Here is a 22643-nt window from a genome sequence, read left to right on the forward strand (position 1 = left end):
TTTGCCAATGTCAGTAATCTTTGTGGAATCTTTAATGAATCTGGCAAAATTAGATTAGATAGACATTTAAAATTTTCATTAAGTAGCTACAGGTATTTATTCGGTGTTTGTAGCTATTAATTCCAGGTTAACAAATTTACGGGGAAGCAAAATATGAATAACATCAAGAATTGGCTGGGCGCAGGTGTGACTCTAGCATTGATGAGCGCTACAATTGCCCCCGCTGCTGCTCAAACAGTGAGGATTATTAATGGCGTCGTAAAAGAAGTACCAGCTGAGAGTTCGTATATTTACAGTAGCCCGATTGAGACGTCCATACCTCTGAATCAAACCGAGAGTTCGTATATTTACAGTAGTCCAATTGCGACGCCCATACCTCTGAATCAAACCGAGAGTTCGTATATTTACAGTAGTCCGGTTGCACTTCCAATACCTTTAAATCGGGTAACGAACTATAGACGGTATAACAATGATTTCTACTATGGCCGTCGCTCTAATTACTACCATCCCAGAACCACTATTTACTCTTATCCGCAATACCAGCGAACCATCATCAATCCTAGTATTACTTACCCGAACATGGTTAATCCCATCTTCCGCAACGCACCGCTGAGAAATCCCGTGTTTGAAGAGCGTTCCAGGTATCATCAATACCGTCAACCATTTAGGGGAAGAACGCGGGGAGTTTTTATCTATCCGCGTTAAGCTGAATTCCATCTCTGAAGGGAGTGAAATTTCAGTGCAAAATACCTTGGATTGCATGAAGATACAGGGCTAGGTGGGCGATGCCCACCTTACGATTCTCTTGATTATCCTAGCCCCTAGTTGGGATTAGGACCTAAACTGGGAACTGAGAATCATTGTCCCAATCCCAACGTCGGTAAAGATTTCTAGTAGTAAAGCGTGGGGAATACGACCATCAATAATATGTGCGGCTTTCACGCCTTGAGCAAGCGATCGCACACAACAATTCACTTTCGGAATCATCCCACCACTGACTACACCAGAGGCAATCAAATCACGGGCTTCTGGAATATCTACTTTTGGAATCAACGTGGAGGGATCTTTGTAATCTTTTAAAATCCCTCTGGTGTCAGTCAGTAAAATTAACTTTTCTGCCCCTAGTGCTGCTGCTATCTCCCCAGCTACAGTATCAGCATTAATGTTGTAGGCTTGTCCTGTCTCATCTGCAGCGACACTTGAGACGACGGGAATATAGCCATTGCTAGCTAAAGTTTCCAAAATTTTGATATTCACATTGCTAACTTCGCCAACAAAGCCGATACCTTCTTGGCCTTGGGGACGAGCTGTAATTAAATTACCATCTTTACCACACAGTCCCACTGCCAAGCCGCCAGCTTGGTTAATCAGCTCGACAATTTCTTTATTAACTCGACCTACTAATACCATTTCCACCACATCCATTGTGGGAGCATCAGTGACTCGCAGACCATTCTTAAATTGCGCTTCAATTCCCAGTTTATTTAGCCAACTGTTAATTTCTGGCCCGCCACCGTGAACGAGAATTGGTCGCAAGCCGACGCAAGATAAGAAGACAATATCGCGGATAACTTTATCTTTGAGGGTGCTATCTTTCATGGCCGCGCCACCATATTTCACAACAACAGTGCGACCAGCGAATTGTTGAATATAAGGTAGCGCTTCACTTAGCACTTGTACACGAGTGGCTTCGGCTTGCCTAATGTACTCAGTATCGTTGACCATTATGAGGAGCTTTTAAGAATTAACACCTATCCAGTCAGTGTAGAAGACTTTGGAACTGGTAACAATCTCTTACGCAAAATTCGAGTATCACATTTGTTATTAGTATATTTCTCTACCAAGTAATGAACCTATAAATCTGCATAATTTTTTTATGCTTATTTTGTTGCAACCCAGATATTAGTAATAGAACAAGCTTACTTGTATTGCCAATTTTCATCTTTTTAACTGTAGTTAGCAAATTAAGTAATAATTCTAGCTAGCACTGTATTAATTAATCTATGAATTCTCAAAAAGAAACTACCTGTAAGTTGGCATCCTCAGGCAATTCCAGGCAATCCTTTTCCGCAAAATGCTGTAAAACTTTGGGGTGGAAATGTCAATTGGCGCACAGCAACAGCTTATGATGCCACTATAGCGATCGCTAAATGTTTACAACAAGCTAATACCCGCGATGACTTGCAAAAGGTGCTGCATAGTTCTAGTTTTTCCGCCAATGGTGCCACAGGCAAGATTCAATTTCTTCCATCAAGCGATCGCAGTGGTACAGTTATATTAGTTAAGGTGCAACCAAGTAGTAAATCTGCTACCGGCTATGACTTTGTGCCTTTTTAGTGCTGAGTGCTGAGTTGTGAGTGCTGAGTAAAGAGTAATTGTCAGTTTCATCGGCGGTTAATTATTCACAATTTTAGACTTTTTCAACTTTCATCTCTTGAGAAATTTCATAATTTTCTTCTTTTTCAGAACTCAGTATTCGTTACTCAGTACTTAATTTTGTTGGTGAACAACAGGCTTTTTCAAAATGCTAGGTATAGCTGCAACTACTTTAGTAGCAATTTGTTCTGGTGTTTCCCCTGCGCTGATGGTAATGTGCAAATCTGCTTGAGAGTAAAGCCGTTGTCTTTGTTCGAGAAGCGATCGCAATTTGCCTTGAGGATCGACATCTTGCAGTAACGGTCTTGTGCTATCTTCTTGCAAGCGGCTATAGAGTAGCTCTACTGGTGCGTCTAGCCAAACAATCAAACCGTGATGCAGGTAACTCCAGTTTTCTTGTCGCATTACAATACCCCCACCAGTCGCTATAGTCAACTTGGTAAAAGCACAAATCTGTGCTAGCACATCACTTTCTAACTGACGAAACACCGCTTCTCCTGATTCGGCAAATAGCTTATTGATGGATTTTCCAGCAGCTTGGACAATAACATCATCAGTATCCACAAATCCATAACCTAGATGTTTTGCCAACAAGCGTCCTACTGTCGTCTTACCACTACCCATCATGCCAATTAGGTATAGGTTAACCCCTTGCAATAAGCTACTCACGAGTCACTGTGCTCCAGTTATAAATTGTCTTAACTCCTATCTGTTACTTTAACAGTTATCAGTTATCAGAGCTTCATTGCTTACTTAAACAACACTAATCAGTGGTAATCGGGTTCTGTAATTTCTAACCCCGCCATCACTCTGGCAAATCTTCGCTAATTTAATACTCAATTTCTGCGTTGAGACCATTATCTCTAATATAATTTTTGAGGTGTTCTGCAAAAATTGTATGATTCATAAATAAGTTGCCATCTTTGTCTTTGCTTAATTGAAAGTTTTCTTCAATTAATCGTTCAACTATGTACTCGCTCAAAACTGGAGTCAGGGAAAAGCGAGATGCTTGTTTTTCAATTAGAGAGCGTCTTTGCAATAATTCCATACCCTCCAATATTAATCTGCGCGACATTTGCGGCGATAATCCTGGTAGTATTATATTTCTTTGTAAATCTCTAACTGAAATAAAACTTGGATGCAGAGACAGCCAGTATAACAAGTGTTTTTCTAACTGCGACAAACGATTGAACTGCTGATCGAAAATACCTCGTATGTTTCCAAAAACTATGGTTCCCTGTTCTATAAACTCAGCTATATTTCCATCAAATAATTCTTGAATTGTACTGGCAATAAATTTAATAAATAAAGGATTGCCTGCATACCTATCAAGTAATACTTTACATTCCTCGAGTGAGGATTTATTGATTAATCCTTTAGCTTTGAGAATTAAAATACCTTCTTCTGGATTTAAACCACTTAATTTTAAAGAACGAACAGGTAATTCTTGCCCTTCGAGAGCAGCAATTTCCTGAGGTTTTTCTCGACTAGTAAATACTACACAGCTTTGATGTGGCAAATCTCCTAATCTTCTAATTAGTTCGCCGTAACCTTCATATCCTTGACGATACCGGATTGAGGTAATAAGGTGAGTAGTCAAATTTTTTATACCTGTGCTGCTTAACCCATCACTATCATCACAGCCTAAAATCGAGTCCAAATGATCTAATACAATCAAACACCGAGAAGAACGCAAACGCTCAATCAGTTGCGAAATTCTACTTTCTAGTGCTTCTGCAATATTTATATTTGTATTGGCCGCTGGAGATACAAGTTGAATCAGTTGATCTAAGAGTAGCTCTAGAGGTGGCGCAAATCGTAGCGATCGCCAGATAACATATTCAAACTGATCCTTAATCTCGTCTAAGATCTGAACTGAAAAAGCAGTTTTACCAATTCCACCCATACCCAAGATTACCAGTACCTGACAGCGCTCTTGCACAATCGATTCTTGAACTTGAGCAAGTTCTTTCCGCCGCCCATAGAACACACTGGTATTAATGGATTCACTGTTATTTTGGGTCAGAGTTGATTGATCAGACAATAAATCCAAGTCCATATCTTTGTTGACTTTGATTGGACTAGTTATTGGTTGTAAGTGAAACCAACCTTTTTTATAACCCGCCTTTTCTAGCAAATGAGTAACCCGACTCCAAGTTTTAACTTTTACTGAGTCTCCCACCTGATTACTCAGCATTTCTTCTATATATTTATATAGTCCGTTAGATAGATAAACTCTCACAGTACTGCTACTGCCACTTTGGTAAACTACCTTGGCAATTTCCGCAGGACTACAACCACAAAGCAGACCTCTGAGAAATTTTTTTTCTACAGGTGTCAGAGCTTTTCCCTTCGCTGATGCTAAATCTACGTATAATTTTTCTAACTCCCAATTATTTCTAGCTTCTATAAAGTCTTCTTCTAGGCGATGAGAATCCCCTGCTGCCATTAGCGTTATTTATGTAATTAAAGTAACTCAGGCAATATATTAACGATTCTTTTATAAAATCAGAATAAATTAACGATGAATTTCTAACGAATTTAATAACAATCGTTAGGTGACTAGGTAGTTGTTGCTTGGTTATCTTTGGCTTAACTGAAATTTAATAAAGATTGTTTGAAACTTTAAGTGAACAAATCCTGTCTATCTGAATAGCTAATACTCTGTTTGCTGGAAAGATTTTAGTTTTACAAAATACTGTGTTTCTAGTAACACAATACAAACAATGTAAAATTGACTTCTTGCAAGCTTTTATTCCTAAATCTGGCAGATAAAGGTGTAAATAATGACTCACTTTCTAACTGAATATTGTACTAAAAAGTTTTGCCAACTTGACGGTTTCGTCGCAAAAATTACTGTAAATCTCACCTGAGTCAGTCCAGATCAATAAATGTGGTATGTATGAGGTGCCGATGATGACTCGAATTCGTGACGTTGTGCAAAAAGCTTTAGCAAGTGGCTATTTAACTGTGGAGGCAGAAAATCAATTACGGCGTCTGTTAACCACTAGGTATGATTTAGAAGATTTGAATGCTTTCATGACTTTGCAAGAAGCCGCTATGAATGGTAATGTCAGGCAGGAATCCCGCGAGCGTTGTGGGATTAAGTAAGCATGGTTTTACCGACGGGGTCGCTCATCCTCATCCTCAGAATCTTCGTCATCAAAAAAGCCCCAATCATCATCATCAGCTTGATTAGTGGTCGGAGGTTGATAGGGGGGGATGATCACTCGGTAATCAGCATCGTAAATTGATTCAGTTTTTCCAACTGCTGTATTTTTCGGCTCGCGATAGTTGTATGAGTAAACAGAACCAGATTGAGAAGAACTTTGAGGTTGTTGTTGACGCTCGTAGGTTTTAGAGTCTGAAAAATCTTGAGTTTGCTGTCTAGTCTGAGATGCTTCCCGTGGCTTTTCATCAAAGTTCCAGTCATTATCTTGAGTATTTGTATTCCAATCATCAAAAGCATCACTGGAACTATTATCTGTTTTACTAGCTGACGGTGGCGAACTAGCGGGGGGAGGACTTGGTTGTGGCCGATAGGTTGTCTTGGTACGCGGTGAGGCTGCTTTAGAGCGAGTTTGGCGTTGTTGTCTGCCAAAATAAGTTGATAATTTAAACAAAGTAGTAATAAATAGAGAAGTCAAAGCACCTGCGGTAGTAGCAAGTAACATCCACATGGCCAGTGGTAATGGTTGAGTCCGCATACCTAAAAATACTAACGATATGACAGGCGACCAATTTTGGGTTAACAACAGTGTTAGTCCCCCCAATATAGCCACCAACAGAATTAAGCGAATTACAGTCATAACAATTTTGTCAGTTGTCAGTTGTTAGGTGTCAGTTGTCAGGTTTTTTAGTATTGGCCATATACTACTGATAACTTAAAGGCAATTAGCTATTAGTTATGCTCACATCTTGCAGCAAAATCTGGCGATAATCATCGACAAGTGATCCTTTGAAAATCTGTTGGTAAAGCTTCAAAACATCAGGTCTGCGATTTTTGATTGCCAAGTGCAAGATGTGAGCATTTCCATCATTACCTTTTTCGGACTACCTGAAAATTCATGATGAATTCTTTGACGGTTCTTCGCGACGACCTTGCCATCGCTGAATCGGAATGCAGTCAATATCGAGTTGATCTAAAACACGAGCAACTACAAAATCAACTAAATCCTCAATGGTTTGAGGTTTGTGATACCAAGCAGGAATTGCAGGGACAACTCGAACTCCAGCTTCTGCTAAAGCAGTTAAGTTACGTAAGTGAATTAGGCTAAAAGGAGTTTCACGAGGCACAATTACCAACTTCCGACCTTCTTTGAGCTGCACATCCGCTGCCCGTTCTAGTAGATCAGAACTCAAGCCAACTGCTAGTTTAGCAACGGTGCTCATGCTGCACGGCATAACAATCATGCCTAAGGTACGAAAGGAACCACTAGCAATCCCAGCGCCAACATCGCTCCAAGGATGACAGCGTAGTTTACCAGAGACGCTGACTTGGGCTTGCTCGCGCCAGAATTGCTCTTGAGCGGCGGTTTCTGCTGGCATTCGGATATCCTGTTCCGATTGCCAAACCATGTAGGTTGATCTGGAGGCAACCAGTTCAATCTGATAATCTGCTTCTAGCAAAAATTTGAGAGCACGAACAGCGTAAATCAGACCAGATGCACCTGATACGCCGAGAATTAAAGGAAGTGTATTATTCGGCACTTTTCTAAAACGTTTATTTACTCATCCTCCTCGTAAGGTTCTAAGTCAGTAGGATCGAGATGGGATGCTAAGTAAATGTCTGACAAATCATCATTCTGGTTGCTGATATCTAAACCTTTAGCTACACCATCGCTACCAACAGTTACTAAATCGATTTGCTGACGGTAGTAATCGACACTTTTTACTTGTACAGAGACGCGATCGCCCAGTCTGTAAGAAGCACGATTTTTCCGCCCAAATAAGGCCTGTTGTCTGGCGCGATATTCATACCAATCGTCTTTGAGAGAACTGACATGTACTAGTCCTTCTACCCGTAACGGTACACCCAGATGACCGCTGGCTTCAACTTCCGCGGCAGGGACTTCAATTTCTACAAAGAAACCGTAGGATTGCACACCAGTAATTACTCCCTGAAAAACTTGACCGATCCGCTGTTTCATCAGTTGGGCTTTTTGCAGCCCGGCTAAATCGGCTTCTGCTTCTTGAACTTCTTTTTCCCGATCGTTAATTTGGATAATTACCCGCGTTAAATCGCTTTGGAGTTCCTGTTGTAATTCCGGAGGTAAGACGTTCCAGTTGATTTCTAAGTGGGAAGAGGAGTGGCGCAAGTTCACACGGTCTTTGACACGAGTGTTACGGCGATCGCGTCCGTGTTCTAGTAACGTGTAATACACTCTCTGCAAAAGCAAATCTGGATACCGTCGCAAGGGCGCACTAAAGTGGAGATATTGCGGTAACGCCAGTCCAAAGTGCGGGGCTTTGGTGGTACTGTAACTCGATGGCTTGAGGGTATCCTGCAACAAGTAAGTCAGCACTTGCTCAGATGCAGATTCTACAAAAGCTCTGGTTAAATGTTGATAATCTAGGGGTTGGATATCTACTTCTGGCTCTAAGGCTAGTTCCACACCAAGATTGATCGCTAATTTCAGCATTTCTTGGACATCTTCAGCATCGGGTGTACCCTGGACTCGCCAGATGGCTGGGACTCCCAAAGCGCTGAAATGGCTTGCTATCAGTTGATTTACCAATAGTACCAACTCTGTCAGCAGAGAATGCACGGGTAAATCATTTACCACCACAGCTCCCAAAATCCCCTCATCGTAGTAGGGGTTTTGACTAGGCGGCAAATTTAACTGCAAACTACCACGAGCCAAACGCACCTGTTTCACAGCTTTGCGTAATCCTTCCAGGTTTTGTAATGTCTGAACAACCTGTTCAGATTGATCTACAGATTGACCTGTGAGAATTGCTTGGGCTTGTTGTTTATTTAGGGACGTATCTACATTAATGACGCTAGGTTGAATCTCCCACTCTTCTATCTCTCCCGATTTGGGGTCGATATTAATCAAAAATGAGAGAGTTAAGCGATCGCTACCCGCTACTAAAGAACAGCGATCGGCTACAGTATCTGGCAACATCGGTAGTACTAATTCTCCCAGATACACTGACCTACCACGCTTCAGTGCTTCGCGATCAAGCGCTTCGTCTGGTTGGATATAGTGGGAAACATCGGTAATATGTACTCCCAAACGCCAAAAGCCAGCAGCGGTTTTTTCCAAACTAAAGGCATTTTCTACAACTTTCGGGTCACCGTTCACCCCCGCAATGGTGAAGGTAAATAAACTTCGTAAATCGAGGCGATTTTTCAGGTCTGCTTTCAGTAGTCTTTTTGGTAACTTTGTAGCTGCTTCCTGAACGCTATCAGGGAAATTACGAGCAAGATCGTGCTTGCAGGTGACCAAATCTATATCAGCAGCGGCTTCCGCGTCGCTACCGAGGATTTGCACCACCCGACCCAGTGGGGGATATTGTGCTAGGGGGTAACGTAGCACTTCTACGTGGGCCAGGTGATCGAGCGCCTCTTCTAATTTCATGCCATTTGTTTGCAGTTTGAGTTCAAACAGCAGGCGATCGTCTAGAGGAACCGCACGAAAGCCACTTTCTACTTGCTTAATCCGTGCCAGTAAAGTGTGATTGGAGCGTTCGAGAATCAGCTTAACTTCGCCTTCAGGAGAACGGCGGCGACTACCTTCTTTGAGAACTCTTACCAATACGCGATCGCCATTCCAAGCATTACTGAGATGGCTTTCACGGATGTAAATATCCTCAGCACCTTCCACATCTTGAATTGCGAAGCAAAAGCCTTTACTAGAACAACGGAGTTTTGCTTCGATCAATCCTTCTTCTACAACCCGGCGATACTTGCCGCGTTCCTTCACTAAAATCCCGATTTTCTCTAAAATATCTAGGGCAATGTGAAGTTTTTGTAAACTAATGTCATCCTCGCAGCCAAGTTTCTTTTCCAAAACTTTACGAGCTACCAATTTATCATCGGTGAAATTGGCAAGGAGTGTAGCGATTGAAAATTCCATGCAGTGAACCGACCTTTGGTCAAAACATCATTTTTCTTTTAATCTGGTTGTTTCCTGTATACCCTCATGGACTACAGACACTAGCTAGAAACTAAATACCCGCAAGCAGGGATTCTGAAGTTCCAAGGGATGTTGCCGACCCACCCTGCGAAAATCCGCAGAAGTGTCTACATTCTCACTGCACGACAATCTCAGAGTTCATCTGCATTTGAGTTCCTTCATCCAGTCCAACTGACAAAGCACGCCTGATAAGATTTTGCCCCACGAGGTAATTACGCGACCGATTTTTGAGAGGCTTGGTTGGTAGAACTATCCATGCTACCCAAAAATGTTATACAGGGGAACAGGTGTTTAATTGTCTAGACTCAAGGTACTTTTACGCCATTAGACTCTGATTTTTAACTAGGAGAAACTGCCGATAAACCTAACTTTCCCATATGTAGAATCGGTAACAATTAGGTAAGCAGCTTAACAGGCAGTGAGGGCGAACCTTATCTTCATTATTGTAGATTTAGAGCGCACTTCCAGAAAATAGTTCTGCATATCGAATTGGGTAATTAGTATAGCATTGAAGGCGATCCTACTCAGATTTAGCTCTCAGTAGCCAAAAATGTTTTTGCAAAAGAGCTACTGCTACAATCGGGACACAGGAGTGAGGTAAGAACAGTACTTTGATCCATGAGAGCATGGCAAAGTAAATCATCATCTAGCCAAAGTGTCAACTCAAGCCAAGCTGCTTGAGAAATTTAGGCTGGAGAGGATGTCCAATCCTAGTAATCAACCAAAGTAACTTTGTCTCGTGCGTAGTAAGCACACTTTGTGCTTAAGAGAGCGTTTAAGCACTCACTACATACTCGCAAAATTTGTTTGGCAAAATACTAGTACATCACGCTAAAAATCAACATATCATCTGAAAAAGTCTTAAGAGCTACACAATACAATTCTTTTGACTTTTGACTTACTCGGCAGCGGTACTAGCTTGTATATATAGGTAGTATCAACCCCCTTATTCAACAGACTTAAAATTGGTGGCAGTATTATGTTGGCTCAATTCCAGAGCTTGTATCCCAAAGGTAGTCTTATTTCTGAGTTAGTGCAAATTTTTCAAGGAAAATATATTGTCCGTGCTAGCGTGCAAATTGAAGGTGTTACCCGCGCCACCGGTTTAGCAGCAGCAGAAACAGTAGAAGCAGCAGAAGACCAAGCACGAAATAGGGCGCTGATGGTTTTGGGAATAGCAAACGTGCCTCAGCAAACAGTAGCGTTTTCCCCACAACTCACACCACAAATGCAGGCTAACCCTTCCTTAAGCAAAACTCGTGGGTCGAATGAGTCTGCCTATACTTCTGCAAAAGAGACAGACTTTGTTAGCAGTGATTGGTCAGTAGCAAGTAGTAAGGAAGTATTGATACCGCCTTCCAGTGGACAGCACAGCCCACCAAATTCTGTTACCACTGACAAGGAAAAATTACCTACAGACAGCCACAGCACAAGTAAAAGTGATATCTACAGCCAAGACTTAGATGAGCATTTTCCTATAACTACAGAGCTAGAAGCTCAATTTGATACCCCAATCGAAAATTTAGAAATTACATCTCGTAACCAACCTGAAAGTCAACCCTTATTAGGGATTACGGCTAGTAATGTCACCCCGTTTACACCGCGCAGTTATAGTTCCTCAGAAGATGTAGGTACGCCAACAGCGACGGGGAAGAAAAAGAAGAAAAGCGAACCCGTGGATTTATCTGATGTAATTGCCAAAACTGATGTTGAACTTCAGCGCTTAGGTTGGACACCAGAACAGGGGCGGGAGCATTTAATTAAAACTTACGGTAAACGAGGGCGGACTTTGCTTACAGAAGATGAATTACATGGATTTCTCAAATATTTGGAATCTCAACCGACACCAAAAGACCCGTTAATGGGATTTTAATCGGTTTGTCTATTTGTCATTTGTCATTTGTCATTTGTCATTTGTTATTAACAAAGACCCCCCTTAACTTTTCCTCGTTGTTAGTGAAGAGGGTTGAAGGGGGGTCAATGGCATAGATGAAGGTCTATAACCACCAGTCAATTACAACGAATGACCAATGACAGTGACCAATAACTTATAACTAAACAACAGCCATTGGTCGGCTACCTGCGGAATGACGGTCAATCACTTGGTCGATTAAGCCATAGTCTCTAGCTTCTTCTGGCGACATGAAAAAGTCGCGTTCAGTATCTTCCGCAATGCGCTCAAGGGGCTGACCCGTATGTTCGGCTAAATAGTCATTTAACCGCTTTTTGTGGTACAAAATTTCCCGCGCCTGAATTTCAATATCAGTTGCTTGTCCTTGAGCACCACCTAGAGGTTGATGAATCATAATCCGGGAATGGGGTAAACTCATTCGCTTACCCTTAGTACCTGCACTGAGTAAGAAAGCACCCATGCTGGCAGCTAATCCGGTACAAATGGTACAGACATCAGGGCGAATATGCTTCATAGTGTCAAAAATGCCCATACCAGCCGTCACCGAACCGCCTGGAGAATTGATGTACAAATAAATATCTTTCTCCGAATCTTCAGCATCTAAAAACAGTAGTTGGGCAACAATCAAGTTCGCTATGGAATTATCAACCTGTTGTCCTAAAAAGATGATCCGCTCACGCAACAGCCGTGAGTAAATATCAAAGGCGCGTTCGCCGCGACCCGATTGTTCAATGACTATAGGAATCATGCAGCCTGCTTGTAGCTATTTAAATCCATTTTATCGAGGACAACGGCTAATTGCTGTCTCTCACTACAGTAGAGCTTATTTTTTCTTTGTTTGACAAAGAAGATTAATTTCAACGGGCACTTTTTATCCGTAGGTTGGGTCTTAGCAAGTATCACCCAATCATCAGTAGTCACTAACCCTCTAATTTTAGGGTCTGCTGCACAATATTTGTAGCTTAGTGACCAAAGTAACCAACACATCCACATTAATAGTGGAAACTTGTCAAGTATTGGTAACTTTTTAAACATTTTTTCAATATTACTATGAGTAATTATCCGGAATGTCTATCAAAATCCGGTAATTCAATAGTAAAGGGTGTAGTTAAACAAACCAATTCTATCGAGAAATGCTGTCCACCAACAGGGAGACCTGCCATGCTGGAAAAACTTGTGCAAGCCGCCATCATCACCTTTTTACTTCACCTCATAGCAGGACTCAGCCCAAATACTAGAGTTCAGACAAAAGTAGCCATGCCTTTGCCGGAAACACCAGCCGCAATTGTCGGCTCGTTGTTTTCTTCTTTGCGGTAATAAGATTTTGTGAACTACCACCCACTGGTTCTGCATTCTCTACACTTTGGCCTCTTGACCTTAGTCATACCAATTCAAATAATGTTTGCGACACATCAATATATTCTAGAGGTCACGGCAGTGCCGTGCCCCTACAATCTGTCGCATTCTTTTTTCAAATTGGTATCACTACATATTGCTGCCAGAAACTCTATTGCCCCTTTAACTCATCATGCTCATGCTTGATATTGCTAAAGGGGCAACTCGGTTTTATATCAATACGGTTCAGTCATAGCAAAATTAGGACTTACGCAAAAGTCATGGAATTACGTCATTACGAGCGAAGCGACGTAATCGCCCCAAACTCTGCGATTGCTTTCCTACACTACGTTCCGGTCGCAATGACAAATTTTGCTTGCGTAAGTCCTGAAAATTTCAGAGGATGCTTTATGCAGTCCGGTAGTGAGTGCATTGAACTCTTGCTGCATCTGTAATGTTAGGGATCTTAAAAAGAGAACTTAGTGCTGCAAAAAATAAATTATCCAAATTTCTGAACTCAACACGACTTTTCCTCCCTCCTGCTCCCTTGCAAAAAGAGCGATGGGATATTTTTTTATTTGGAAGTTCCTTAATGCGTTGAAGTTCAAAAATTGTACGTACTTCTAACCCCTCAACAATCAGCTTTTGAACCCAGTGATTAAATATCCAGCGACCGAGTGCATCTAAGGGTAAGATAGCGATCGCCACAAGATCAGCAATGTAGTTGTTAGTACTTAGCCCTATAATGCGGAAAATCTCAATAAACAAGGCAATCGAGTTTTTGTAGCTAAATGTTGACTTCTTCGCTAACGCTTTTGAACGATAGACTGAGCAAAGAAGGCAACTCACTCCCATCCGCTCATGACTAATCGTCTTATTGAAGCTAAGAGTCTCTACCTCCGCAAACACGCACTAAACCCTATTGATTGGTGGCCTTGGTCTGAAGAAGCTCTCGCAACTGCAAGAGCAAAAAATCGACCGATCTTTCTCTCTATTGGGTACTCTAGTTGTCACTGGTGTACTGTCATGGAAGGTGAGGCTTTTTCTGACCTCGCTATTGCTGAGTATATGAATGCCAATTTCCTCCCCATCAAAGTAGATAGGGAAGAAAGACCTGATATTGATAGCATCTATATGCAAGCTTTGCAAATGATGAGCGGTCAGGGAGGTTGGCCATTAAATGTGTTTCTTTCTCCAGAAGATTTAGTACCGTTCTACGCTGGTACTTATTTTCCTTTAGAGCCGCGCTACGGTCGTCCTGGGTTTTTGCAAGTGCTGCAAGCGATTCGTCGTTACTACGATTCAGAAAAAGATGATTTACAGCAACGCAAAGCTGCAATGGTCGAAGCATTACTCACCTCGGCTGTGTTACAAGATGGTCAGGCGGGGGATGTTGCAGAAAATGAATTACTCCGCCAAGGCTGGAAAACTAGCACAGCGATACTTGCTCATAATGAAACTAGTAATAGCTTCCCGATGATTCCCTATGGGGAATTAGTATTGCGCTTAAATCGATTGAATATTGCCTCTGAGTATGATGGCGTACAAATTGTTACCCAGAGAGGTCTAGATTTAGCCTTGGGTGGAATTTACGATCATGTCGGTGGTGGCTTTCACCGCTATACTGTTGACCCTACTTGGACAGTACCCCATTTTGAAAAGATGCTCTACGACAACGGTCAGATTGTCGAGTATCTAGCAAATTTGTGGAGTGCAGGAGTACAAGAACCAGCATTTGAACGAGCGATCGCTAAAACTGTAGAATGGCTCAAAAGAGAAATGACTGCGCCTGAAGGTTATTTCTACGCAGCTCAAGATGCTGATAGTTTCACCAACTCTACAGCAGCAGAATCAGAGGAAGGCGCATTTTACGTTTGGAGATACAGCGAATTAGAACAACTGCTCACCACTGAAGAACTTACCGAATTACAACAGCAATTTACTGTCAGTCCTCATGGCAACTTTGAAGGGCAAAATGTGTTGCAAAGGCGACATCTTGGGCAACTAAGCGACAAGCTAGAAATCGCTTTAGAAAAGTTATTTATTGCTAGGTACGGTGTAAATGCTGAATCGCTAGATACTTTCCCACCCGCACGCGATAACCAAGAAGCTAAAACCACCAACTGGCCAGGACGCATTCCCTCGGTGACAGATACCAAGATGATTGTGGCTTGGAATAGCTTAATGATTTCTGGTTTAGCAAGAGCGGCGGCGGTATTTCAACAACCATCGTACTTGGAAATAGCAGCAAAGGCGGCAAACTTTATTTTGGTGCATCAGTTTGTCGATGGGCGTTTTCATCGACTCAATTATGACAAGCAACCCCACGTTTTAGCTCAATCTGAAGATTACGCCTTTTTTATTAAAGCTTTGTTGGATTTACACCAAGCTTCTTTGGGGATGGGAAATGTCTCTTCCCCTGCTTTCTGGTTAGAAAAAGCGATCGCACTGCAAGATGAATTCAACGAATTTCTTTGGAGTGTAGAATTAGGTGGCTACTACAACGCCTCATTTGATGCTAGTCAAGATTTAATTGTCCGCGAACGCAGCTATGCAGATAATGCTACACCATCAGCCAATGGCATTGCGATCGCTAATCTTGTCCGGCTCACTTTACTCAGCGATAATCTGCATTATCTAAATTTAGCCGAACAAGGTTTGAAAGCATTTAAGAGTGTTATGGGTCGTGCGCCTCAAGCTTGTCCCAGTTTATTTACGGCTTTAGATTGGTATCGAAACTCAACCTTGATTCGCAGCAATCCTGAACAAATCCATTCTCTTACCCCCAAGTATTTGCCTACTGTAGTATTTTCTGCGGTATCAAATTTACCAGAAAATAGCGTTGGCTTAGTATGCCAAGGTTTAAAATGCCTAGCACCAGCAGAAAATATAGAGCATTTGTGGCAGCAAGTGCAGCAGAGTCAAAGTAGGGGATAAGGCAGATGAGGGAGATGAGGAGGACATAGAGAAGCGGGGACGCGGGAAAATGAACAATGACCAATGACTATTGACTATTGACCAATGAATAAACAACCTGTACTGAAAAACATTAGTCCCTTAATTCCGGCTGGTAGCGATCTGGAAAAATCCATTGCTTTTTATGAACAAAAGCTTGGCTTTAAAACAGTACATAAAGAAGGCAATCCAGTCAAGATGGCAATTGTCAAACGCGACTTTGCAGAAATTTTTCTGCTGGAGAATGACGATAGACATCTTGCAGAAGGGACATCCTTTCGCATCCAAGTTGATAATATTGAGCAACTGTATGAAGAATTCCAAGCAAAAGGCGGAGAAATTATTCATCCAAATGACCAGTTACAAACAAAACCTTGGGGAATGAAAGAGTTTGCGATTACTGATATAGCTGGCGTATGCATTACATTTTGTGAGCCGGTAAATTTATGATTACCAGCAGCGAATTAACTGCTATTGTGCTAGCAGGTGGACAAAGTTCGCGCATGGGTGAAGATAAAGCCCTGATCCAAATTCAAGGAATACCTTTGCTACAGAGTGTTTGTAGCATTGCGATAGCTTGTGCTGACACCGTTTATGTAGTCACTCCCTGGCCGGAACGTTATCAACACTTGCTTCTACCTGGTTGCCAATTTATCCCAGAAATCCCCTCATCCCCCTCATCCCTCCCATCCCACGGACCACTGGTAGGATTTGCTCAAGGAATGGCACAGGTACAAACAGATTGGGTACTTTTGCTGGCTTGCGATTTGCCCAGGTTAAGAGTTGAGATGTTGCAAGAATGGATAATTAGACTTGATAGCGTAGGGGATGATGCGATCGCAGCTTTGGCTCATCATGCTAAAGGATGGGAACCTCTATGTGGTTTTTATCACCGTCGCTGTTTACCAGAACTCCTAAATTTTATCAATCAAGGCGGGCGATCGTTTCAAAAGTGGTTAAAACAACATCCTGTGCAAGTTTTACCAGTGCTAGAACCAGAAATGCTCTTTAACTGTAATACACCAGAAGATTTGGCTGGTAATTAATAAACTTCACGCAGAAGTTAGAGAAAGGGTAAGGACTGAAAGCAAGTTAATTTTTTTACATTTAATTTTTCCTTAACCCTGGCAAAAGCTGTTTACCTTTAAAAGGTTAGATTTTCTGTATTAAAAATAGCAATTATCCTCAGCGTCAAAGTTAAAGATTAAAAATTTTGGAATTATTAATGAAGGTAAAAAAATTTACTAAAAACTCTTGAAAACCTTAAAATATTTGTTTTTGGATAGCAATAATCTATGGAACTAATAAACTATATTAAAAATAGGATTTCTCACTAAACCTTGTATAGATGCTAGCGAGTAACGCAGTCATGTCTTCCAGAAAGATTTTGACTTGTGTCTGTACTCGCTTTTTCTTTAGATAGTTTTGTATAATAATTTACAAAAAAAATATCAGATACTTTTTAAGTCTTTAACACCAATTCACTAAACTTAGACTATTTATAATTTGCTAAATTTGATTAATATAATACTGAGTTTGCTATTTATTACATAGATAATCACTAAGGATTTTATAATGTATCATCGTTTGATATTATCTGCATTAGCACTTTTATTAAGTATGTTTTTAGCTGCTTGTAACACTGCAACCATTCAGCAGCCATTAACAAAAATACCTACTAACACTAGCTCTCAAGAATTACCAAAACAATCTGCTAAGAGAGTTGTAGCTCTCTCTTCGCTTTCTGGTGATATTATTTATCAACTTGATAAAACAAAGCTAGTAGGTATTACTGGCAGCAAATTGTTTAAAGATGACTCAAGATTAACCAATATTCCTCGTGTGAGTGAGGGACAAAGTCCACCTAATTTAGAAAAAATTATCGCCCTGCAACCAGATTTAGTTATTGGTGCGGAAGGGTTTTCTAATCAACCAATTCAAAAATTGCAAGAGCTAGGTATTCCGACTTTGCTCACGCAGGTTAATAGTTGGGAATCGCTAGAGAAATTGACTCAAAAACTTGCTGAGTTAATTAATGCCGATCCTCAGCCTTTATTAAACAGCTACAAAAGTTTCTTGGCAAATAAACCGACTCATAGCCCTTCCACTTTAGTACTGGTTAGTCGCCAACCGATTTTGGCACCAAATAAAAATAGTTGGGCTGGGGATTTACTGACGAAGTTCCAAGCAAAAAACCTTGTAGCAGAATTACAAGGAAAAAGCCCTATCAATGGGTATGTGACGCTTTCAGCAGAGAAAGTTCTAGAAGCAAATCCAGATGTTTTAATAGTAGTTAATAATGCCGATCCGCAACTTCTAGAGTCTCTGAAAAAACAAAGTTTTTGGCAGCAACTCAAAGCCACTAAAAATAATCATGTCTATACTTTTGACTATTACGGACTTGTGAATCCAGGTAGTATAGATACAATTAAAAAAACTTGTCAGCAACTAGCACAAGCATTATCTGCGCAATAACGAAATTTAGCTTTCAACTTAACGCTCTTCCGTCACTTTGGGCAGAGAAAATAAATGTAGGTTGGGGAGCCACTCACGTGGGCGGGTTTCCCGACTTGAGTGAAGTGGCGTTTGAACGCAGTGAAACCCAACTAGATCAAGGTTTAAGGATGTTGGGTTTCGTTCCTCAACCCAACCTACGCCTAAATTTATAAAAGTCCGGCATAATAAGGGTGGTAGATTTTTATCTCACGAGAGTGATTAAAGAGCGTTAAGTAGGTCGGCGTGAATATTTATCGTTGGGATGAGGCAGGAGGCAGGAGGAAAGAGGGTTTAAGCCTATTTGATTTTTCTTAACATAGTTTTGTTTTTCCACACCGTTCTACTTAGTATGTTTAATCAAATTAAATTGTAGGGTGTATTATGCCGCATTCTTATCACCATCAGCAATCAAAGGTGCGTTATGCTAAAGCGATAACACACCCTAATTCTAATTTTTTATTTTGAATTTTGAACTGCTTATCTTATATTTTTAATCTTTTACTGGAGCAATTGGTTTATGTGCAGATTTGATAGTTTTTGCATTTTGAGGAGAACTACCAGTTATACTGCGCAAATAAGTACCTCCGACGGTAAGCAAAAATGTTAGGTAACCTACTGCTTGTACAAGGTAGAGATTTTCTCTATAGCCAAACAAAGTTTTGAGAATGATACCCGGGAACTGTTCATCAGGTAAGATTTTAGAAGTATTCCAAACCATTGGGCCCAAAATACAAGAGTGAACTTTAGTAAAGCGCTCGTAATAGAAACAATAGCTTTCTGTAGCACGACTACTAAGGGCGAGATTAGCTACAGATTCGTCAAAATGTTTCAACGCAGAAACTACCAAACCAGCAACTATCAAAACTAATAAAATGCCCATTACTTGAAAAAATTGGCGAATATTAATTTTGACACCCCATTTAAATAACAGTACTCCAATGGCAACTGCTGTCATTAAACCAGCAATAGCGCCCAAAGCGGGCATAAATCCTTGTTGAAAATTAGCAGCAATAAATAGAACAGTTTCAAAACCTTCACGAACAACTGCAACTAAAATTAAGGTAAAAACGCCCCAACCTGCATTTGAATTTTGTGTTAGCGCTTCCGTTACAGCTCCCTCAACATTAGCTTTCATGAATCTGGCTTGTTTAGTCATCCAGATCAACATCCAGCTGAGCATGATAATTGCTAATACGCTGAATATACCTTCCAACATCGGCTCAACTACAGAGGTGTATTGAGGATTAATTGCACCTAATGCTTGAATTACCCAGCTAAAAAGTACGCCTATCAGCGCACTGACGACAATACCAACACCAACACCAGCATATACCCAAGAGTTAAGTCGAGATTGTTTGCCTTTTTTCAGTAACGCCAGCACAATTCCAACAACAAGGGCTGCTTCTACTCCTTCTCGGAGTGTAATTACAAAAGTAGGTAAGGCAGTACTAAAATTCATCTTTTGTCCTTTGTTCTTCTCTTACAAAGTTGAGGCAGTCCGGTGGCGGGGTTCCTCCGCTTAAAGGAACTGCCGTCTGTTCGCCGGAAGCCGGCGCTCAAAGCCAGTACTCTCCGAGAAGCCGCCCGGAGGGCGTCTACGTTCAAGTCGGGAAACCCTTTCGGCAGTTCCTCCTGGGGGAACCCCCAAGATCGGACTGCCTCACCACACGACTGGCTCGACTTTGCGATTTGTCATTAGTCATTAGTCATCACTTATTAGCTAATGACTAATGACTATTAACTATTAACTAAAATCGCGTAACATTTTTTTCAGTTCAAGATTATGCATCTCTTCTTGACCAATCATGCCACGAGCGAACTCTTCTAGATAAATGCTGGCATTGGTGACAGTTTCTAGGAGAGTTTTATACAAATCTAGCGCCTTCTTTTCATGGGATAAACTTTCTGCCAAGATATCCTTAACTGAGTGTTGATAAGTTTCTTCCATTTGAGCAATTTTCAGGGAAGGATGCCCATCCAAACCAGTGAGAATTTCTCCTACTTGTTGCGCATGAAGGAGAGATTCACTGGCTTGTGCTTTAAAAAAAGCCACAATTGGTATACGGTTAGGACCAGTCACCATCAGGGAATAATGTGTATAGCGCACTACTCCAGCTAATTCAAATTCCATGATGGCGTTTAGTAGGTCAATGGTCTTTTTGTGGTCAAGCTCTTGCATCAGTTGTTAAGTTAAACAAAGGTTACGAATGTAGAGTCATGAGTAAGAAGTTAGGAGTGATACTCTTTTGAAGTGTTAAAAGTTGAGATGGTCTTCACTCTTAGCTCCTAACTATTTCCTCACTATTTAATCATTTTAAACTCCTCTCTCTACATCTTTAATGCAGGCAAATTGCTATTGCTGTGCTTGGGTGCTGGCTTTGTCAATTACTTGTTGAGAGTTTTGTTCAATGGTTTTCACTAGCTTGGTGACATCTTCAGGGGTTTTAACTGGCTTGGCTGGTGGGATAGCGGCGGGCCAAACTTTCAACAGGTCAGCAAAACTCGCTTCAATTGCTTTGTTTGCATCCGGGCTTGTTTGTGCTACTTGGCTAGAAATACTTTTATACAAATCATTCGCGTAGATGACAAAGCCACGAGAGTCTTGATATTCAATGGCAGCAGCTATTTTACCATTGGCGATCGCAGCTCCATATTCTGAATTTGCGGCATCTAACAATTCGTTAATTACCTGGAGCACAAATTCCGGTTTCGAGCGTTGAGATTCTGGTAAAGTGGCGATCGCTCCATCAACAGCTTGCACTGAAGAAGTAAAATTAGTTTTGACTTTGGCATTCTTGGGATTGGATTTAACTAAATCTTGCAAACTTACCAAAGTTGTTTTAAATTCTTTAACCTTGCGCTCATTCAATTGATCTTCTACATCAACATAAATCTCCTCAACTGGATGTCCAATATGAGGTTCAGCCTGTTTTGGTTGATTTTGATCCAAAAGTTCTTGAGCTACTAAAAGATGCCCTTTCATTAAGCCCAACTTGGTCATGTAATCAACATCTTTTGCCTCTCCTGTAAGTACTACTTCCTGAACGCTAACTAAGTCTTTGATTTGGTCAAATTGCTCTTGAGTAATTACCTTTTTACTCACTAAATCTTCTGGAGCAGCGTAGGGACGGCTAGCTTGAATTTTATTTGATAATGCTGGCACACCCAGCTTGGCTTCAAACTTATCTAACTCCGACAAAATCGCAGTATTAATATTAATTTTTGCTTTGCTACCGTGGCTATTGTGACTTGCTGCTTCAGTAACTTGAGCAGGAGAGTTAGCAGCCGAAGGTAAAGGTGAATTATTTGCAGTAGGCGTACCATCACTACAAGAACTTAGAGAAACTATGGCACAAGCAGTAATAGCCAAGCAGATATAGCGTAATTTGATCATTTTTGTTCCTAGAGAGTTTGCAAGCAGATAATTTCAAAGAATTCCAACTATTACTAGCAGGTAAAATTGATAGGATTTTTTAGTAGTTACTATTTTCATTTATCACAAATGATATTTCCTATCAACTAAGTCATAAAAATTTGATAGTAATTTAATAGTTTTTACAACTTTTTCGAGTTGGTACATATCAAAATTTAGACAAATTAATTTTTATTCCCAGGTTAAAGCCTGGGAATGCTAACATTAAAAAACAAGAAAAATTAATTAGGCTCCATATCAGCTATCTGTATTGATACTGTATGGGGTCTTTACTTTACAGAATCATTGCTGATTTTGCCGTCTATCTGTAAAGATTTCACATGAAAACCTTGAAACTTAGGCTTTTGACTAACACGAATCATTGCTGTTGGGTAGCTGGCAGCTAATAAAGTAAAAACCCCTACCAATATCCAGATATATTTATGCATATCGCGGGAGGAAATTCGACTTGGTTGTTTCTCCATAACTCAAATTTTTCTTGACTTTTGATTAACTCAACGGTAGATAAGGAAATAGAGGATGCCAACTCATAGCAGTGGCAGCAATAATTAAGGTAGACATCCAAAAAAATATTGTTCTGGATGTAATTTTTTTGCTATTCCATAGCACAGAAAGAATAGACCAACTTACAAGCCAGCCCAGTAGCAACATCGTTTCTTTGCCAGTATAACTGCCAATATTTCCCCATAGTTTACTAGGGTTATGGCTTCCCGGTATCCAACTACCTAGTCCCCAAACTATATTTTCGATATCTTTAGATGTATCTGATAAATGGTGGGTAACCATCATCGCAAAACATCCAATGCCAACACTGAGCAATGCTGCTGCTGCGGGGCCAGAAACAGTTGGAGGATTATTTGAACCTGCGGCTAAAATTCTGGGAAAACCTTTCAATTTTTCCCAAATTCGGGTGTATAAAGGTGGAAATTTTAATTTCTCACTACGATATATTTGTCTACTCATTTAATCATCCGCAATGTGAATTTTTTGTCAT

Annotated in this window: 22 protein-coding genes; 9 read left to right on the forward strand and 13 right to left on the reverse strand. The window is 40.8% G+C overall.

Annotation, left to right across the window (positions count from 1 at the left end):
* The first annotated feature begins 153 nt into the window (after positions 1-153).
* Complete coding sequence (locus tag BV375_RS36090) at positions 154-705, forward strand: hypothetical protein (RefSeq protein WP_143842134.1); 552 nt, start codon at positions 154-156, stop codon at positions 703-705.
* Positions 706-831: 126 nt separating this feature from the next.
* On the opposite strand, the gene argB is transcribed toward BV375_RS36090, so the two are convergent.
* Positions 832-1728 carry an acetylglutamate kinase gene (gene argB, locus BV375_RS18925; RefSeq protein WP_208095831.1) on the reverse strand — a complete coding sequence of 299 codons (897 nt, stop codon included), beginning with the start codon at positions 1726-1728 and terminating at the stop codon, positions 832-834.
* A 462-nt stretch (positions 1729-2190) separates the two neighbouring features.
* Here argB and BV375_RS38205 point away from each other — a divergent pair, with 462 nt between their 5' ends.
* On the forward strand, positions 2191-2337 hold the full coding sequence (locus BV375_RS38205) for a hypothetical protein (protein WP_243713987.1): 147 nt from the start codon (positions 2191-2193) through the stop codon (positions 2335-2337).
* 153 nt (positions 2338-2490) lie between these two features.
* Here the strand turns inward: BV375_RS38205 and BV375_RS18935 are convergent, their stop codons facing one another.
* Entirely contained in the window at positions 2491-3045 is a 555-nt protein-coding gene (locus BV375_RS18935) for a shikimate kinase (protein WP_086763125.1), read from the reverse strand.
* A 160-nt stretch (positions 3046-3205) separates the two neighbouring features.
* Positions 3206-4825, reverse strand: a complete 1620-nt coding sequence (locus BV375_RS18940; RefSeq protein ID WP_086763127.1) for an NB-ARC domain-containing protein — start codon at positions 4823-4825, stop codon at positions 3206-3208.
* 467 nt (positions 4826-5292) lie between these two features.
* On the opposite strand from BV375_RS18940, the gene BV375_RS18945 reads away from it, so the two are divergent.
* Positions 5293-5487 (forward strand): hypothetical protein, encoded by a 195-nt coding sequence (locus tag BV375_RS18945; RefSeq protein ID WP_086685481.1) that lies wholly within the window; start codon positions 5293-5295, stop codon positions 5485-5487.
* 8 nt (positions 5488-5495) lie between these two features.
* Here the strand turns inward: BV375_RS18945 and BV375_RS18950 are convergent, their stop codons facing one another.
* The 3 genes from BV375_RS18950 to BV375_RS18960 form a co-directional block, all read right to left on the reverse strand.
* Positions 5496-6185, reverse strand: coding sequence for a hypothetical protein (locus BV375_RS18950; protein WP_086763129.1), 690 nt, complete (start codon positions 6183-6185; stop codon positions 5496-5498).
* 256 nt (positions 6186-6441) lie between these two features.
* Positions 6442-7086 (reverse strand): flavin prenyltransferase UbiX, encoded by a 645-nt coding sequence (locus BV375_RS18955; RefSeq protein WP_086763131.1) that lies wholly within the window; start codon positions 7084-7086, stop codon positions 6442-6444.
* Between the two features lie 17 nt (positions 7087-7103).
* On the reverse strand, positions 7104-9458 hold the full coding sequence (locus BV375_RS18960; protein WP_086763133.1) for a ribonuclease R family protein: 2355 nt from the start codon (positions 9456-9458) through the stop codon (positions 7104-7106).
* A gap of 1039 nt (positions 9459-10497) precedes the next feature.
* On the opposite strand from BV375_RS18960, the gene BV375_RS18965 reads away from it, so the two are divergent.
* Positions 10498-11391: a hypothetical protein gene (locus BV375_RS18965; RefSeq protein WP_086763135.1), complete on the forward strand. Its 894-nt coding sequence runs from the start codon at positions 10498-10500 to the stop codon at positions 11389-11391.
* 181 nt (positions 11392-11572) lie between these two features.
* Here the strand turns inward: BV375_RS18965 and clpP are convergent, their stop codons facing one another.
* Complete coding sequence (gene clpP / locus BV375_RS18970) at positions 11573-12178, reverse strand: ATP-dependent Clp endopeptidase proteolytic subunit ClpP (RefSeq protein ID WP_086685471.1); 606 nt, start codon at positions 12176-12178, stop codon at positions 11573-11575.
* A 302-nt stretch (positions 12179-12480) separates the two neighbouring features.
* Between clpP and BV375_RS36095 the strand changes: the two genes are divergently transcribed.
* Positions 12481-12747: a hypothetical protein gene (locus tag BV375_RS36095; RefSeq protein ID WP_143842136.1), complete on the forward strand. Its 267-nt coding sequence runs from the start codon at positions 12481-12483 to the stop codon at positions 12745-12747.
* Positions 12748-13173: 426 nt separating this feature from the next.
* Here the strand turns inward: BV375_RS36095 and BV375_RS18980 are convergent, their stop codons facing one another.
* Positions 13174-13533: a hypothetical protein gene (locus BV375_RS18980; RefSeq protein ID WP_143842138.1), complete on the reverse strand. Its 360-nt coding sequence runs from the start codon at positions 13531-13533 to the stop codon at positions 13174-13176.
* A 93-nt stretch (positions 13534-13626) separates the two neighbouring features.
* Here BV375_RS18980 and BV375_RS18985 point away from each other — a divergent pair, with 93 nt between their 5' ends.
* From BV375_RS18985 to BV375_RS19000, 4 genes are all read left to right on the forward strand, one after another.
* Positions 13627-15702, forward strand: a complete 2076-nt coding sequence (locus BV375_RS18985; RefSeq protein WP_086763141.1) for a thioredoxin domain-containing protein — start codon at positions 13627-13629, stop codon at positions 15700-15702.
* Positions 15703-15786: 84 nt separating this feature from the next.
* Positions 15787-16170, forward strand: a complete 384-nt coding sequence (locus BV375_RS18990) for a VOC family protein (protein WP_086763143.1) — start codon at positions 15787-15789, stop codon at positions 16168-16170.
* On the forward strand, positions 16167-16766 hold the full coding sequence (locus tag BV375_RS18995) for a molybdenum cofactor guanylyltransferase (protein WP_086763145.1): 600 nt from the start codon (positions 16167-16169) through the stop codon (positions 16764-16766). The genes BV375_RS18990 and BV375_RS18995 overlap by 4 nt, the downstream gene beginning before the upstream one ends.
* Before the next feature lie 529 nt (positions 16767-17295).
* Entirely contained in the window at positions 17296-18195 is a 900-nt protein-coding gene (locus BV375_RS19000; RefSeq protein WP_086763147.1) for an ABC transporter substrate-binding protein, read from the forward strand.
* A gap of 511 nt (positions 18196-18706) precedes the next feature.
* On the opposite strand, the gene BV375_RS19005 is transcribed toward BV375_RS19000, so the two are convergent.
* From BV375_RS19005 to BV375_RS19025, 5 genes are all read right to left on the reverse strand, one after another.
* Positions 18707-19675 (reverse strand): FTR1 family protein, encoded by a 969-nt coding sequence (locus tag BV375_RS19005; RefSeq protein ID WP_086763149.1) that lies wholly within the window; start codon positions 19673-19675, stop codon positions 18707-18709.
* Between the two features lie 285 nt (positions 19676-19960).
* Complete coding sequence (locus BV375_RS19010; RefSeq protein ID WP_086688261.1) at positions 19961-20395, reverse strand: ferritin-like domain-containing protein; 435 nt, start codon at positions 20393-20395, stop codon at positions 19961-19963.
* Between the two features lie 174 nt (positions 20396-20569).
* Positions 20570-21610 (reverse strand): helix-hairpin-helix domain-containing protein, encoded by a 1041-nt coding sequence (locus BV375_RS19015; protein ID WP_086763150.1) that lies wholly within the window; start codon positions 21608-21610, stop codon positions 20570-20572.
* Positions 21611-21918: 308 nt separating this feature from the next.
* Positions 21919-22113: a hypothetical protein gene (locus tag BV375_RS19020; RefSeq protein ID WP_086763152.1), complete on the reverse strand. Its 195-nt coding sequence runs from the start codon at positions 22111-22113 to the stop codon at positions 21919-21921.
* A 25-nt stretch (positions 22114-22138) separates the two neighbouring features.
* Positions 22139-22612: a hypothetical protein gene (locus tag BV375_RS19025; RefSeq protein ID WP_086763154.1), complete on the reverse strand. Its 474-nt coding sequence runs from the start codon at positions 22610-22612 to the stop codon at positions 22139-22141.
* Between the last annotated feature and the right edge of the window lie 31 nt (positions 22613-22643).

The sequence above is a fragment of the Nostoc sp. 106C genome (genome assembly GCF_002154725.1).
Taxonomy (GTDB): domain Bacteria; phylum Cyanobacteriota; class Cyanobacteriia; order Cyanobacteriales; family Nostocaceae; genus Aulosira.

What these genes read in the sequence shown, in the direction of transcription:
- clpP (WP_086685471.1), bottom strand. Translation starts at nt 12,178, where the DNA reads ATGATTCCTATAGTCATTGAACAATCGGGTCGCGGCGAACGCGCCTTT.
- BV375_RS19020 (WP_086763152.1), bottom strand. Translation starts at nt 22,113, where the DNA reads ATGGAGAAACAACCAAGTCGAATTTCCTCCCGCGATATGCATAAATAT.
- BV375_RS18985 (WP_086763141.1), top strand. Translation starts at nt 13,627, where the DNA reads ATGACTAATCGTCTTATTGAAGCTAAGAGTCTCTACCTCCGCAAACAC.
- BV375_RS19005 (WP_086763149.1), bottom strand. Translation starts at nt 19,675, where the DNA reads ATGAATTTTAGTACTGCCTTACCTACTTTTGTAATTACACTCCGAGAA.
- BV375_RS36090 (WP_143842134.1), top strand. Translation starts at nt 154, where the DNA reads ATGAATAACATCAAGAATTGGCTGGGCGCAGGTGTGACTCTAGCATTG.
- BV375_RS19025 (WP_086763154.1), bottom strand. Translation starts at nt 22,612, where the DNA reads ATGAGTAGACAAATATATCGTAGTGAGAAATTAAAATTTCCACCTTTA.
- BV375_RS18940 (WP_086763127.1), bottom strand. Translation starts at nt 4,825, where the DNA reads ATGGCAGCAGGGGATTCTCATCGCCTAGAAGAAGACTTTATAGAAGCT.
- BV375_RS18995 (WP_086763145.1), top strand. Translation starts at nt 16,167, where the DNA reads ATGATTACCAGCAGCGAATTAACTGCTATTGTGCTAGCAGGTGGACAA.
- BV375_RS18945 (WP_086685481.1), top strand. Translation starts at nt 5,293, where the DNA reads ATGACTCGAATTCGTGACGTTGTGCAAAAAGCTTTAGCAAGTGGCTAT.
- BV375_RS19000 (WP_086763147.1), top strand. Translation starts at nt 17,296, where the DNA reads ATGTATCATCGTTTGATATTATCTGCATTAGCACTTTTATTAAGTATG.
- BV375_RS36095 (WP_143842136.1), top strand. Translation starts at nt 12,481, where the DNA reads ATGAGTAATTATCCGGAATGTCTATCAAAATCCGGTAATTCAATAGTA.
- BV375_RS18950 (WP_086763129.1), bottom strand. Translation starts at nt 6,185, where the DNA reads ATGACTGTAATTCGCTTAATTCTGTTGGTGGCTATATTGGGGGGACTA.
- BV375_RS19015 (WP_086763150.1), bottom strand. Translation starts at nt 21,610, where the DNA reads ATGATCAAATTACGCTATATCTGCTTGGCTATTACTGCTTGTGCCATA.
- BV375_RS18960 (WP_086763133.1), bottom strand. Translation starts at nt 9,458, where the DNA reads ATGGAATTTTCAATCGCTACACTCCTTGCCAATTTCACCGATGATAAA.
- BV375_RS18965 (WP_086763135.1), top strand. Translation starts at nt 10,498, where the DNA reads ATGTTGGCTCAATTCCAGAGCTTGTATCCCAAAGGTAGTCTTATTTCT.
- BV375_RS19010 (WP_086688261.1), bottom strand. Translation starts at nt 20,395, where the DNA reads ATGCAAGAGCTTGACCACAAAAAGACCATTGACCTACTAAACGCCATC.
- BV375_RS18990 (WP_086763143.1), top strand. Translation starts at nt 15,787, where the DNA reads ATGAATAAACAACCTGTACTGAAAAACATTAGTCCCTTAATTCCGGCT.